Consider the following 13,310-nt stretch of genomic DNA (forward strand, 5'->3'; position numbering starts at 1 on the left):
GCTGCAGCTTACTCTTGTCCGGTTACGATTTTACCGAAACGTTTGATGTTCTCGTCTTTGCGGCTCGCTGCAAAATCGAAATCGTATTCCACCAGCTTGATGTCCTTCGTCTGCGGCAGCCCCTGCATCGTCTCCGCATCCTTGCGCACGGAACGGCGCTTGAATTCCTTCTGGATGAGCGTCTGCACGTCTTTGCCGACGAGGAAATCGATGAACTGCTTCGCTTGCTCCATATTTTTGGCGCCTTTGATGACGGCCGCGCCGTCGGGTACGGCCGATGTGCCTTCGGACGGGTAAATGATCCCGACCTTCGCGCCGCCCTCCACATAACGCTGCGCCGCCTCCTCAAGCGTGACGCCGAGCGCGAATTCCTTGTCCGCTACGCCTTTGTAGACGAGGCCGGAGCCGGAAAGCACCTTGCCGTCAAGATTTTTCACGAATTTCTTGACAAAATCCCAGCCCACTTCGTCCTTGCCGTTAGCGGCGAGCATCGTTACGAGCTGCGTGTACGAGGAGCCGGATTTGGCCGGATCGGCGAAAGCGATTTTTCCTTTCCACTTGGCGTCGAGCAGGTCGTTCCAGCTTTTCGGCTCTTCACCCGGCTTGACGAGCTCCTTGTTGTACATGATGATCATCGGCAGTGCGGCAAACGGCGTCCATACGTTATTTTTGTCCACATATTGCGGTGACAGGTTATCGTACTCTTTCGTTTTGTACGGCTCGAAGTATTTTTTGTACGCCTCGAGCGAATCCGCCCCGCCGGCCCAAAATACGTCCCCGAGCGGATTTTGCGCCTCAGCCTGAACGCGCTTCAGCAATTCGCCGGTGCCTCCGGAGATCAGCTGCACTTCGATGCCGGTGCGCTCCTGAAACTCCTTGATGATCGGGTTGTTCACTTCCGCCGCATTCGGCGAGTACAGCGTCAGCTTGCCGCCTTTTTGCGGGGCCGCCTGCTGTGGCGCCGCCGGCTGCTGTCCGCCCGTCCCTTCCGATTTGTTTTCGCCCCCCGCCTGCTGCGAACCGCATCCTGTAATGGAAACGGCGAGCAGAAGCGAAGCCAAAATGCCGGATACCGCTTTTTTCATGTTCGTTGACCCTCCCATAGGTAGTCGAGATGTAAGCTTTGCGGCGTATTGTTGTCGTTTTATGTCGGTTATTGACGATGTTTGCCGCTGATAGTTTTACTATACCTGTAAGAGTAACCGCTCTCAATGCGGCAAAATTTCTTAATTGTTTAAATTTTTGCGCGAAAAAAACTCCCGCCTGACAGCGGGAGAGCCCGTTACAGCGGGAGATATTCGATGCCGAGCCGCTTGCGGAATTCCGTCGGCGTCTCGCCTGTATATTTGCGGTAAATTTGGCTGAAATAACGGGAATCCTGGTAGCCGACCCGCACGGAGACCTCGTAAATTTTCAGCTTCGGGTTCATCAGCAGCTCCTTCGCTTTCTCCACCCGCACCGTCGTCAAATATTCGAGGAAGCTCGTCCCGACCTGCTGCTTGAACAGCCGGCTGAAATGGCTTTCGCTCATGTAGTGGCGGTCCGCCATTTCCTGCAGCGTAATCTCCTCGCCGTAATGCTCGCGGATGTACGCCTCGATGCTGTGGAAGCCGCCGCTTTCCCGGCCTTGCTCCCGCAAGTCCCGCTCCGCCTGCGCGCGGTATGGCCGCTCCCGGTCCAGCTTGGCCCTCACGCGTCCGAACACGTGCTGCAGCTCGTCCGGGTTCGTCGGCTTCAGCACGAAATCGGCCGCTCCGAGCTTCACCGCCTTTTGCGCGTAAGCAAAGTCGTCAAACCCGGTCAGAAATACGATTTTCGTAAAAGGCAGCCGCTCCGCCACCTTCTCGGCGAGCCCGATTCCGTCGAGCGCCGGCATGCGGATGTCGGTCAGCACAACGTCGGGGGACAGCTCGCCGAGCAGGTCCAGCGCCGCGAGACCGTCGGAGGCCTCCCCGGCCAGCTCGAACCCCATTTGCTCCCACGGGATCGTCATCTTTAGCCCTTCCCGCACGAGCCATTCGTCTTCGACAATCATGATCTTATACATGCTGCTTCGCCTCCGCTGTCCGTAAAACCGGTATTTCGATCATGACGGAGGTGCCGTGCTGCGGCTTGCTGCGAATGCGCAGCCGCCCTTCCCCGCCAAAATATAGCTGAAGCCGCTTTTGCAAATTTTCCAGGCCGATGCCGGTTTTTTGCCGGCTGGTCGGGCTGAAGGCTCCGCGTTCGATCAGCTCCGGCATGCCGGGGGGCATGCCGACTCCGTCGTCCCGGACTTCGAATACGACCTTGTCGCCCGCAAGCGCGCCGGAAATGTGCAGCTGCCCTTTGCCCTGCTTCATTTCCAGCCCGTGGGTGATCGCGTTTTCCACGACCGGCTGCAGCAGCAGCTTCAGCGTATAAAGCGCTTCGATCTGCGGATCGATATCGATGATCGCCTCGAATTTGTCGCCGTAGCGCATTTTTTGAATGAACAGAAAATTGCGGATCTGCTGCATGTCCTCGCGGACCGGCAGCAGCGGATCGCCCTTGCGGATGCTGAAGCGGAGCAGCTCGCCGAGCGAAATCGCCGTCCGGCTGATGTCCTCCAGCTTGTGGATGCGCGCCATCCAGTTGATCGAATCGAGCGCATTGTACAGAAAATGCGGGTTAAATTGCGCCTGGATCGCCTTGATTTCCGCTTCCTGCACCATCAGCTGCTTGCGGTACACCTCGTCGATCAGCTGCTTGATCCTCTGCAGCATCGCGTTGAAGCTGCGGCCGAGCTGTCCGACCTCGTCCTTGTATTTCGAGGGGAAGGACACGTCCAAATTGCCGCTTTCGACCTGGTACATCAGCGATTTCAGCTTGCGCAGCGGGCTGGTGATCGTCACCGACAGCACGAATGCCAGCCAGCAGGCGACAGCCCCGCCGATCGCCATAACCCATAGCGTCAAATCGCGGATGCTCGTGCTTTCGCTCGTCAACACCGCCGTCGGCACGACGCTGACGAGCTTGAAGCCGGTCTGCTCCGACGTGTCGTAAATCACCATCGCCGGCGTCTCTTCGTTTCCATCCGCCTTCTGCCGGAAGAAACCTTTCGTTCCCGACAGCACCTGCTCCACATAGGGCGCTTCCAGCTTGGTGCCGACCTTATGCTTCGAAGGGGTGCTGGAAATGATGTAGCCGCTCTTGTCGAGCAGGAAAATTTGCCCGCCCGGCTGCAGGCGCGCCTTGTTGTATTTATCGGCAAGGCCGCTTTCCATGATGTCGACGACGACGTAGCCGAGCGGCTGGTTCGTGCCGATTTTTTTCAGCAGCCGTCCGCTGCTCAGCACGATGCCGAAATCGTCCGTTTTTTTCATGCTGTAATGAGTGTCCCACACGACGTTTCCCCCGGCAAGCCGCGCCTTGCGGAACAACCCCCAGTTCGGGTTGTAATCGTCGTAGGCCCCTGGCAGCAGGTCGCCGGAAAAATACCGGTCGCCGTTTTCCCCGAGCAGGTAAATCTCGATGTCCCAGCTTTTGAAGCCGAGAAACGATTGCAAAATGTCGCCGATCCGCCTGCGGTCCTGATTTTTCTCGGCAAGCGGCCGGTTCGGATCCTTCGACAGCACTTCCTGCACGTCCCGGCTGCTGTAGATGTACATCGTCAGCTGCTCGATGTCCTTGACGAAATAGTTCAGGCTGTAGTTGACCTGGGACAAATTTTCGAGAATCGTCCGGCATACCTGGTCCTGTACGACCTGGGACGATTTGTAATAGGAAAAAGCGCCGAGTACGGCCAGAGGGACGATGGCGAGCGGCAAAAACAGGATCAGCAGCTTTCTCTGCAGACTCATGCCGAGCAGCGTGCCTTGAAGTTTTGCGAGATAAGGCTGCATATGGGCCCCTCCCTTTGGCGTCAGTCGAAGGCCGCCGGCAGCGACGGGTCGGCCGCAAGCTTAAGCAGCAGCTCGATCTGGGAGTGCGTGATCCGGTCGGTCGACAGCTCGGGCAAACGCCCGGGATCGAAAAAGCCGACGCCGCTTGTCTCGATGCTCGTTGCCGCTTCTCCCCCGATAAGCTCGCATAGGATGAAAATTTTGTAAATATACTGCGCATGCGGAGGGTGCGGATGGCGGCTGCGGTCCAGCACGGCGAGCAGACGCCGCGCCTCCACGTCGTAACCGGATTCCTCCTTCACTTCCTTGACGGCGATTTCGCCGGGAGCGAGGCCGATATCGGCCCAGCCGCCGGGCAGCGACCAGCAGCCGTCCGAATTTTCCTTAACGAGCAAAATGTTCCCTTCCTTGATGACGACGGCGCGAATATCGACCTTCGGCGTCGCGTAACCGCGGTCGCCCGCGAACAATCCGGCCACCTGCTGCACCGGCATGCCCGTATAAGCCGACATGATCTCGACGCTCAGTGCGCGCAGCTCCTCGAACCGTTCGATATCGTAAGGATCTTTCGAGTAGGCCAGACCGCTTTGTGCGGTTGCCTGTATTTTTTGAGCCCATGTCAGCCAGCGTAAATCCATTGGTTTATCCTCCCCGCTTCATTTGCGGCGCCAAGGCGATTTCGGTGCGGACGCCTTTTTGCCGCAGCTTTTTATGAATCGCCGCGTCCTGCATATCGGTTACGACGATGTCGATATCCTCCAGATCACACACGTTAAACGCGTCCTTGCGGTGCCATCCTTCCTCCTCCACGAGCAAAACGGACGTTTTCGCCTGGGCGATCGCCGTTTTTTTGAGCTCCATGCTCTCCCGCAGGCTGGTCGTCACCTGCCACTCCGACGATATCCCCGAGGTGCGGAGAAATATTTTATCAAAATTAAACGTCCGAATGAGCGACAGCGTAAAAAAACCGTAGCTGGACTCGTCCTGCGCATGCACGTCGCCGCCCGTCTGGACGACCCGGACTTTGCCGGCCAGCTCCGCCAGCCCGTGTATGCTGTTCGTCACGACCGTCACCCCGGGGATCGGCGCAAGCTCGCGAAACATCAGGTTCGTATAACTCGACGATTCGATGAACACCGTCTCTCCGGGTTCGATCAGCGTGGCGGCGATTCGCGCAAGCGGCAGCTTTTTCTCCGGCTCGCCGCGTTCCTTATACGGGACGAAGCCGGCCAGCTTGGACGGAAGCACGGCGCCGCCGTACGTTTTTTTCAGCTGCTGCCGCCCTTCGAGAAAACGCAGGTCTTTGCGGATCGCATCTTCGGTCACGGAAAACAGCTCGGCCAGCTCCTTGACCTGCACGCGCCCCTCTTGCTGGAGCAGCTCGATAATTCGTTTGCGGCGTTCTTCGATAAACAGCCCTTTCGTCATGCAAACCCCTTTTCACCGGCAGAGCGCGTTCGCCTAGAGATCGGCAGTTTTTATCCGCCCCTTTGGAAACGCTCCGATTATTCTTTTGTATTGTTTCGTATTGTTTGGTATTATTTTACTTGAGGCCATTGTATAACAGCCTCCGAACATCGTCAATATGACGGCGGGATCACTTTTTTAAAAAAAGTTTGTTCAGAAAGCGAGCGAAGGAGTTTAGGGGTATGCTGAGCGAATCCTTCCGATGTAAGTTTTCCTTCGGAAAACTCTTAGAGCGATAGCGTTCGCCTTTGAGATCGTAAATAATCCGCATTTATATGATTCAAAAATTTACGTTCAAAGAGCGACCGGGAAATTTCCCCTACTCCGAAGCGACTTACCTTTTTGAACACGCTCTAAAAGGAGAAATCGTCATGGCAGATCGATTGGTATTTTGGGGAACCGGAGATGCGATGGGCGTGCCGAGGGTATATTGCGGCTGTGAGGTATGCGAAGAAGCCCGGAGCACCGGGGCGAACCGGCGCTACCGCTCCTCGGTCCTGCTTCAGGCGGCGGACGAGCTGCTGCTCATCGATTGCGGTCCCGATTGGACGGGGCAGATGGAACGCGCCGGGCTAAGGGCGATCGGGCAGGTGCTCGTGACTCATGCCCATTTTGACCATATCGGCGGATTGCCGGAGTGGGCGGATGCCTGCCGCAGACTGATGCAGCCGGGACATCTGTACGGCCCGGCCGAGGTGCTGGAGACGATATGCCGGCAGTTTCCGTGGATCGGGCGCCAGCTCGTCCTTCATCCGTTGGATGACGAGGGGATGACGTTTGCGGGGTGGTCCGTCGTTCCCTGGAAAGTATGCCACGGAAGAAACGGCTTTTCCTACGCTTATCGCTTCGAAAAAGACGGTTATTCGTGGGCATACTGCTCAGACTCGATTCGCCTGAACGAAGAGGAGAAAGCTCCTTTGCACGGGCTGAATCTGCTTGTGCTCGGAACGAGCTTTTACCATGAAAAAGCGGAAGCTTCGACCCGTTCCGTTTATGACATGGTCGAAGCTTCGGCGCTCATGGAGGAGGTGCGGCCGCAGGCAGTCATCTTCACGCACATGTCCCACGACGTCGACCTGCGCCGGGCGTATCCGCTGCCGGAATGCGTCCGCTTGGCACGAACCGGTACGGCTATCGAGCTGGAGTGAACCGCTTTTCGCTTACGATCGTTGCTGATTGCGAAGCTGCTTCCAGGAAATCAGCTTGATGTTTTCCCGCTCCCACAGTTGCCTGATGTCCGGGTCGCCGTACAGCCGTTACTCAAGCCCCCTTTTCCTAAAATGCGGCGGCAGCGGAGCCGACTCGCCCGCATCCGGCGCGGGGTGCTACCCCCCCGGCAATCGCCGCGTCGATTTGCGCCTTCAGCTCGAGCCGCACCTCCTCGGGATCGGCATACCGTTCGACATCGGCGGCATCGACCGGGAAAAAGCCGTTCTCGCAGATGAGCGTCCGCAGCGGCTTATCCCGGTAACCGGCTTATATCCTACCTGTGGAGAACTGGTCAGCGTAAGATGAACGCCGACGCCGGCCGCCCCGTAACTCCGGCAAAAAGCCGCCGCTTCGCCGGCGGCAGGGCACGGCATCATGATCGAGGCGGACGTGACGGAGCCTTGCCGCAGCAGCCGCTCCACCGCCCGATTGACCCCGCCGGACGCCCCGAAATCGTCGGCATTGATGATGACCGCGCGGTCGTCCGCTTGAAGCCTCCATTTTTCCAACATTGAATACGTCTCCCCTTGCTCCATCATCGATCACATTGAACGTAAATTCCGGCCATATGGTAGGCCTTATTTGCCTGCAATTTCATTGCTTACGAATGCTTCCGCCGAGCTTTCTTCCCCGTATAATTCGTTCAAATGCTTGATGTGCGCCGTCCCCCAATCGTTCATTGCAAGCAATACAGGCAGCAAACTTTGCCCGTAAGCTGAGATGGAATATTCGACTTTCGGCGGGATTTGGTGGTATACCTCCCGATGAATGATATCGTGATATTCCAATTCCCTTAATTGCTGGGTAAGCATTTTTTTGGTGATATCCGGAATCGCTCTTTGAAGTTCGCTAAATCTCATCGTACGATTTGAAAACAAATGGAACAAAATGACGGTTTTCCATTTCCCAAACAGAATCTCCAGCACCTTTTCATACTTGCAGTTAAGAGACATTCGGCATCTCCCTTATGGTTTCTTTTAATATACTATGTTTATTTAAAGTGCCTACTTACATGCAGTGAACTTTAGGGCTTATTATACGTCTGTAACTAACTTGCTTCAAGGAAGAAAACAAAACGAAAGAGGGCGAACTTGAATGAATGCGGCTTTGTGGGTAGTTCAGATCGTATTGACATTGCTTTTTCTGATGGGAGGCGTTATGAAAATCTTCTTATATGACAAGACATATGGGATGTGGCCGTGGGTAAGAGATTATCCGAAAGCGTTCGTAACGTTTGTCGGTTATATGGATCTTTTGGCGGGTTTCGGTTTAATCTTGCCTCAGTTAACGGGGGTGTTGCCTTGGCTTACGCCGTTAGCGGCGCTGGGGGCTTCCGTGATTTTGACTCTGGCCGTCGCGCTTCATATGAAAAGAAACGAGATGAAAGATGCAATCCCTAATATTGCTTTTCTAGCACTGGCTGTATTTGTATTAATCGGACGTTTCCATTGACAGCCGAGGGTTCTTTGCTTTTCAAATATACGAAGGCTCCATTGCCTTTTCGGGCAATGGAGCCTCGCGGCCGTCACCTGACATACTGTTAACGGTATAACGGGCCGAATGCCGCGCAGGCACGATAGTCCGCCCCGGTCGGATCGCTTGCCCCGAAAGCGCTCCAGGCGCTCGGCCTGAATAGCCGGTCGTCCTCCACATTGTGCATGCATACGGGGATGCGCAGCATCGACGCCAGCGTAATCAGCGCACCGCCGACGTGACCGAAGCTGACCGCACAATGATTGGAGCCCCAGTTGTTCATGACGGTGTAAACGTCCTTAAAGGCGCCATCGCCGGTCAGCCTCGGGACGAACCAGGTCGTCGGCCAAGTCGGGTTGGTCCGCTGATCCAAAACGTCGTGAATGTCGTCCGGCAGCTCGACGGAGTAACCTTCGGCGATTTGCAGCACCGGACCGAGACCTTTGACCAGATTGACCCGTGCCATCGTCATCGGCATGCCGCCGCGCGTCGTAAAATCGGTCGAGTAGCCGCCGCCGCGGAAAAAGTCGACCGCCGGACACCAGCGCGTCGCCTCCAGGCATTGCTGCACCTCGTCCTCCGTGATCTCCCAAAACGGCTTCATGGCCGGCTTCCCGAAGGCGGATTGCATTCCGGTGCCGTCCAGAGCGGCCGGACCGGAGTTGGTCAAATGAATGATGCCGTTTGCAGCCGGGCCGGTCAGCTCTTTGCCGGTCACCCGCCTCACCGCTTCGGGGCTCCAGTAAGTGCGCACATCGGCGAAAATTTGCGCGCCGTCCGTCAGCAGATGGCCAAGCAGCATCGATACCGCGTTCAGATTATCGTTTTCCGTCGACATCATGTACGGTTCGCGGATGCCTTTCCAATCGAACGAGCTCGTCAATATCGCTTCCATAAAATCGCCGTTCGGAAAATGGTCCGTCCACGCCCGCTGCCCCTGGAAACCCGCGGCGATCGCGTTATGTCCGAGCGCTTCCTCCTCATAGCCCATCTCCGCCAGCTTCGGATTGCCCACCATCAAATCGCGGGCGATCAAAGTCATCTTCACGACCGTTTCCCAGTCCTGCTCCTTTTGCTTGGCCGATCTTTGTAAATGCGGCGGGTTGACGTCTGCACCGGCGGCGCAGTTCTTCTTCGTCCATTCGAGGGCGCGCAGATACTCTTCCGGATCGTAAATTCCCCGTTCCATGCGGCGGATGAACTCCGTCATATCGACGTATTCGTTCCGCATGCCGAGATAGTCCCGGAAAAAGCTTTCGTCCACGATGCAGCCGGCGATCCCCATCGAGACCGAGCCCAGCGCCAAATATGATTTGCCCCGCATCGTCGCCACAGCAAGTCCCGCCTTGGCGAACTGCAGCAGCTTGGCCTTCACGTCCTCCGGTATCGCGGTGTCGCCGATATCCTGCACATCCTTGCCGTAAATGCTGAACGCAGGCAGCCCCTTCTGGTTATGCGCCGCCAGCGCCGCGGCCAAATAGACGGCGCCGGGCCGCTCGGTGCCGTTGAAGCCCCATATCGCCTTCGGCATCCATGGATCGTCATCCATCGTCTCGGTCGGATAACACCAGGAAGGAGTAACCGTAATGGTCACACCGACGCCTTCCTTCCTGAACTTTTCCGCCGTTTTTGCCGCTTCCCCTACGCCACCGATCGTCGTGTCGGCAACGACGCATTCGACCGGCAAACCGTTCGAATGCCGCAGGTTTTCGCTCAGGAACGCCGCACAAGCCCGCGCCATTTTCATAGTCGGCTCCTCCAGCGACTCGCGAATGCCGCCTCTTCGCCCGTCAATTACCGGTCGTATGCCGATTTTCGGCATTTCCCCCTGCAGGCGGTTTTTCAAAATCACTTTGCTCATTATCCATTCCTCCCACGAATCCTTATTCACATATCAGACGGATCAGATCTCGCAAATCTTCGGTTCGAAAATTTCCGTAAGCGGTTCTTGCATGCTGTCTTTTCCGCCGCCTAATCTTTGCAGCAGCCGCTCTCCCGCTTTTTTCCCCATGTCGTAAGGCGCTTGCTCCACATACAGCAGTCCGGGACGGTTCAGCAAAAGCGCCGCTTCCACCCAACCGTAGGACGCCACGGCAAAATCGCCGGGGACCCGGCAGCCTCTTCTCGTCAATTCCAGCAATACCCCGAACGTCATTTGGTTGTTAAAAGACAACATCGCCGTCGGTTTGTCCGGGAGATCCATAAAATAACGGACAGCTTCAATGCCGCCCTCCTCTGTAAAACGGCCTTCGAATACAAGACGATCGTCCGGCTGTATCCCGTGTTCGCGCATCGCCGATTCGTATCCGTCAAAACGGTCGCGGCCCGTGCTTGCGGTAAGCGACCCGTTGATCACCCCGATGCGGCGGTGGCCTTTTTGCAGAAGCGCTTTGGCGAGCGAATACGCTCCGAGCCGATTATCTTCGGCGATCAGATCGAGACGGTTCGACGGCGGCTCGAATCTCCGATCGACCAAAATAACGGGTGTCCCCGCCTTCTCCAGGCTTTCCGCCATGTCGGGGCGATCGTCCGAGGAAGCCAGCACGAGAGCGTCCACCCTTTTCTCGGACAGCATCCGGCCCAGCCTCCGCTCCTTCTCCGCGTCCTCGTCCGTCGAGCAAAAGATCAACTGATAGCCGTGCCCGGCAACGGCATCTTCAATCCCCCGCGACAATTTGCTGAAAAAAGGATTCGTGATATCCGGAACGACGATGCCGATCGTATACGACTTATCCTGCTTCAGGCTGCGGGCAACGGCGTTAGGCCGGTAGTTCAGCTTCTCGACGGCACGATGGATGCGCTCCTTGATTTCATCGCTCACGAAACCGCTTTCGTTGAGCACTCTCGAAACCGTCGCCGTGGAAACTCCGGCTTCGGCGGCCACTTCCTTGATCGTCGCTTTACGCATGAAAAATCCTCCGTGTGACGCAGATGATAGCCTGCATTGCTAGGCGACCTGCGCCAAACAAATCATGGTTTTTACGCAGATATCCATATGTAATCGTTTACGTAAACGATTACATATGGATTATAAAATATCCTGTTTTTTCCGTCAATCGTTAATTTTGGGTTAGTCCGGTGGGTTTTAAGGAAAAAAAGGACGCAAACTCGCCCGATTCGCGGTTGCGTCCTTTTGCTATCGTTCCTCATATCCCGCCCAATGCCGGGAAGATAATCTCATCTACAGCCGGGCTTATTCGCCCGCGCGCACCGAGGAGGTTTGCTCCCGAAGCTGCCTTGCAGCGGCGATATTGTCGTAAAATTCCGGGCTGCCGCTGAGCAGCCAGTTGCGGTGGCGCTGCACCATTTCGTCCTGCTCCGGATTGCCGTACGGCCACGTTTCGCCGATTTCCTCGACGTAGTCTTTCATGAGCCAGATCATCGCGGCGGCCCATTGGCGCGTGCCGGTTACGGTCGGAACGAGCGGGTAATACTGGTCGTAAGCCGCGCGGATCAGCATATGAGCGACTTCCTGATAAATCCCCGGAACGTTCGCTTCATTCAGCTTTTCGGTGATGTTTTCCGGCAGCTCCTTGTCGTCGGTGGATGCCCATTTTTCATACTCTTCAGAAGTAACCAGTCCCTGCTTCAAGGCAAACCACAGCTTCATCCGATCCAGCGCCGGGCGGAAGGAGGCAGGCACCGTCACGGTAAGCTCCGGGTTCGGCTCGTCCAGGCTGATGACGAACGATTCGCCGAATTTGCTGAGGCGTACGTTCCCCCGTACCCCGAGCCAACGGAGCGCAAGCAACGCATGCGTCCGCACCTTTGCATCCATTTCTTCGTTGCGGCAGATGCGGCGCAGCAGCTTCTCGCTGCGCACGTCGGGCAGCATGCAAAGCGTTCGTACGGCGGCAAGCACTCTTTCCGGCTGATCGATCCAGCCCTTTACTTTCTCCAGTATCTCGTCGAACGATTCCTCCAGCAGCCAGTCCAGCTTAATAGGACGTCCCGCATAATCGGCAAGGCCGATCATCCCCTGCTGCCTGAGCGCCTCTTCTCCATGCTCGGCGACCAACCCATTGTATGCACTCTCGAGCTCCTCCGCCATTTCCGTAAACGTCGCTTTGTCGGAGGCGCTGACACCGTTCTTTTCCAGCACCGCACGCAGCCACTCCGACAGCGCGCGCGGGTTGTTCTGCCATATCATCATCGCAAACGTAAGCATATCGCGGTCGAATTCGACCCCTTCCTGCAAGCCGAAGCGAGCAAGTGCCGTCTGGGAATCCTCCTCTTTTCTCATCAAGCTCAAGGAGAGCACCAGGCCGTTCCATGCGTTGCCGTTCTGACGATCCTCCAGTATCGCGCGGTAAAAGCAAAAGGCCGCCGCACCGTAAGATTCCTGCTGCAAATATTGGCGGCCCAGCCCGCCGATGTCTCCATATTGACTCATTGTTCAATCTCCCCTGCAAAAAGTTGAAATGCGATATCACCAGTATACATTAACTGTACGGCAAATGAAAAACAACCGGGTTCATGATGCTTTAGGCCTTTGTTGCCCGGTTAAGAGCAACAAGGTTCACTCCACTTGTTTGCCCACGCATAAAGGAACTGAAGTGCGCTAAAATGGTCTTTTCTTGTGATTCGCCAAAAATAGAGGAACTACGGTGCTCTATTGGTAAGTTTACCCATCCTTAAGCCAGTTTTTCCTTGATTTAACGAATTTCAATTCCTCTATTTTTTTGGGATATGCTCATATACCCGGAATTAGCGAACGTCAGTTCCTTTAAGCTTGCACTTGCCTCTCGTTCTGTCGCTTGTACGCCCACAGCGCCTCCCGAGAGCTGGTTTTTCGCGCTCTCGGCTCGCTTTCACCCGGTCGTCGCGCGCCGAGAGGCGACTTTTCACGCTCTCGGCTCCCGGACCCCCGCTTGTACGCCCACAGCGCCTCCCGAGAGGCGGATTTTCCCGCTCTCGGATCGCTTTCGCCCGGTCATCACGCTCTGAGAGGCGACTTTTCACGCTCTCGGCGAGCGGACCCCGCTTGTTCGTCCACAGCGCCTCCCGAGAGCCGGTTTTTCGCGCTCTCGGATCACTTTCACCCGGTCATCACGCTCTGAGAGGCGGCTTTTCACGCTCTCGGCGAGCGGACCCCTGCTTGTACGTCCACAGTGCCTCCTGAGAGGCAGTTTTTCGCGCTCTCGGATCGACTTCGCCCGGGTGTTCCTCGCTGAGAGGCGACTTTTCACGCTCTCGGCTCCCGGACCGCCGCTTGTACGCCCACAGCGCCCCCCGAGAGCCGGTTTTTCGCGCTCTCGGTTCGCCTTCGCCCGGTCAGCGCTCGCCGAGAGGCGGCTT

The 13,310-nt window shown here is 56.5% G+C and carries 12 protein-coding genes; 2 read left to right on the top strand and 10 right to left on the bottom strand.

Annotated features, from left to right (window positions below; translation table 11 throughout):
* Positions 1–8: 8 nt before the first annotated feature.
* The 5 genes from MYS68_RS16135 to MYS68_RS16155 all read right to left on the bottom strand — a co-directional run bounded on the left by MYS68_RS16135 (position 9) and on the right by MYS68_RS16155 (position 5,291).
* Entirely contained in the window at positions 9–1,085 is a 1,077-nt protein-coding gene (locus MYS68_RS16135; protein WP_248926817.1) for an ABC transporter substrate-binding protein, read from the bottom strand.
* Positions 1,086–1,282: 197 nt separating this feature from the next.
* Complete coding sequence (locus MYS68_RS16140) at positions 1,283–2,047, bottom strand: helix-turn-helix domain-containing protein (RefSeq protein ID WP_248926818.1); 765 nt, start codon at positions 2,045–2,047, stop codon at positions 1,283–1,285.
* Complete coding sequence (locus tag MYS68_RS16145) at positions 2,040–3,863, bottom strand: cache domain-containing sensor histidine kinase (protein ID WP_248926819.1); 1,824 nt, start codon at positions 3,861–3,863, stop codon at positions 2,040–2,042. The genes MYS68_RS16140 and MYS68_RS16145 overlap by 8 nt, the downstream gene beginning before the upstream one ends.
* A gap of 20 nt (positions 3,864–3,883) precedes the next feature.
* Positions 3,884–4,501 (bottom strand): NUDIX hydrolase, encoded by a 618-nt coding sequence (locus tag MYS68_RS16150; RefSeq protein WP_248926820.1) that lies wholly within the window; start codon positions 4,499–4,501, stop codon positions 3,884–3,886.
* 4 nt (positions 4,502–4,505) lie between these two features.
* Complete coding sequence (locus MYS68_RS16155; RefSeq protein ID WP_248926821.1) at positions 4,506–5,291, bottom strand: DeoR/GlpR family DNA-binding transcription regulator; 786 nt, start codon at positions 5,289–5,291, stop codon at positions 4,506–4,508.
* A 410-nt stretch (positions 5,292–5,701) separates the two neighbouring features.
* Here MYS68_RS16155 and MYS68_RS16160 point away from each other — a divergent pair, with 410 nt between their 5' ends.
* Complete coding sequence (locus tag MYS68_RS16160) at positions 5,702–6,478, top strand: MBL fold metallo-hydrolase (RefSeq protein WP_248926822.1); 777 nt, start codon at positions 5,702–5,704, stop codon at positions 6,476–6,478.
* A 213-nt stretch (positions 6,479–6,691) separates the two neighbouring features.
* On the opposite strand, the gene MYS68_RS16165 is transcribed toward MYS68_RS16160, so the two are convergent.
* A complete protein-coding gene (locus MYS68_RS16165; RefSeq protein ID WP_248926823.1) occupies positions 6,692–7,051 on the bottom strand; it encodes a ChbG/HpnK family deacetylase in 360 nt (119 codons plus the stop codon).
* 66 nt (positions 7,052–7,117) lie between these two features.
* Positions 7,118–7,492, bottom strand: a complete 375-nt coding sequence (locus tag MYS68_RS16170) for a winged helix-turn-helix transcriptional regulator (protein WP_248926824.1) — start codon at positions 7,490–7,492, stop codon at positions 7,118–7,120.
* Positions 7,493–7,634: 142 nt separating this feature from the next.
* Here MYS68_RS16170 and MYS68_RS16175 point away from each other — a divergent pair, with 142 nt between their 5' ends.
* The gene (locus MYS68_RS16175) at positions 7,635–7,991 is read left to right on the top strand and encodes a DoxX family protein (protein ID WP_248926825.1); all 357 of its coding nucleotides are present in this window, start codon (positions 7,635–7,637) and stop codon (positions 7,989–7,991) included.
* 88 nt (positions 7,992–8,079) lie between these two features.
* On the opposite strand, the gene MYS68_RS16180 is transcribed toward MYS68_RS16175, so the two are convergent.
* The 3 genes from MYS68_RS16180 to MYS68_RS16190 form a co-directional block, all read right to left on the bottom strand.
* Positions 8,080–9,873, bottom strand: coding sequence for an L-fucose isomerase (locus MYS68_RS16180; RefSeq protein ID WP_248926826.1), 1,794 nt, complete (start codon positions 9,871–9,873; stop codon positions 8,080–8,082).
* A 42-nt stretch (positions 9,874–9,915) separates the two neighbouring features.
* Positions 9,916–10,920 carry a LacI family DNA-binding transcriptional regulator gene (locus MYS68_RS16185; RefSeq protein ID WP_248926827.1) on the bottom strand — a complete coding sequence of 335 codons (1,005 nt, stop codon included), beginning with the start codon at positions 10,918–10,920 and terminating at the stop codon, positions 9,916–9,918.
* Between the two features lie 285 nt (positions 10,921–11,205).
* Complete coding sequence (locus tag MYS68_RS16190; protein ID WP_248926828.1) at positions 11,206–12,405, bottom strand: HEAT repeat domain-containing protein; 1,200 nt, start codon at positions 12,403–12,405, stop codon at positions 11,206–11,208.
* Positions 12,406–13,310: the final 905 nt, after the last annotated feature.

It is taken from the genome of Paenibacillus hamazuiensis (assembly GCF_023276405.1).
In the GTDB taxonomy this organism is placed as follows: Bacteria; Bacillota; Bacilli; order Paenibacillales; family NBRC-103111; genus Paenibacillus_AF; species Paenibacillus_AF hamazuiensis.

What these genes read in the sequence shown, in the direction of transcription:
- MYS68_RS16135 (WP_248926817.1), bottom strand. Translation starts at nt 1,085, where the DNA reads ATGAAAAAAGCGGTATCCGGCATTTTGGCTTCGCTTCTGCTCGCCGTT.
- MYS68_RS16140 (WP_248926818.1), bottom strand. Translation starts at nt 2,047, where the DNA reads ATGTATAAGATCATGATTGTCGAAGACGAATGGCTCGTGCGGGAAGGG.
- MYS68_RS16145 (WP_248926819.1), bottom strand. Translation starts at nt 3,863, where the DNA reads ATGCAGCCTTATCTCGCAAAACTTCAAGGCACGCTGCTCGGCATGAGT.
- MYS68_RS16150 (WP_248926820.1), bottom strand. Translation starts at nt 4,501, where the DNA reads ATGGATTTACGCTGGCTGACATGGGCTCAAAAAATACAGGCAACCGCA.
- MYS68_RS16155 (WP_248926821.1), bottom strand. Translation starts at nt 5,291, where the DNA reads ATGACGAAAGGGCTGTTTATCGAAGAACGCCGCAAACGAATTATCGAG.
- MYS68_RS16160 (WP_248926822.1), top strand. Translation starts at nt 5,702, where the DNA reads ATGGCAGATCGATTGGTATTTTGGGGAACCGGAGATGCGATGGGCGTG.
- MYS68_RS16165 (WP_248926823.1), bottom strand. Translation starts at nt 7,051, where the DNA reads ATGTTGGAAAAATGGAGGCTTCAAGCGGACGACCGCGCGGTCATCATC.
- MYS68_RS16170 (WP_248926824.1), bottom strand. Translation starts at nt 7,492, where the DNA reads ATGTCTCTTAACTGCAAGTATGAAAAGGTGCTGGAGATTCTGTTTGGG.
- MYS68_RS16175 (WP_248926825.1), top strand. Translation starts at nt 7,635, where the DNA reads ATGAATGCGGCTTTGTGGGTAGTTCAGATCGTATTGACATTGCTTTTT.
- MYS68_RS16180 (WP_248926826.1), bottom strand. Translation starts at nt 9,873, where the DNA reads ATGAGCAAAGTGATTTTGAAAAACCGCCTGCAGGGGGAAATGCCGAAA.
- MYS68_RS16185 (WP_248926827.1), bottom strand. Translation starts at nt 10,920, where the DNA reads ATGCGTAAAGCGACGATCAAGGAAGTGGCCGCCGAAGCCGGAGTTTCC.
- MYS68_RS16190 (WP_248926828.1), bottom strand. Translation starts at nt 12,405, where the DNA reads ATGAGTCAATATGGAGACATCGGCGGGCTGGGCCGCCAATATTTGCAG.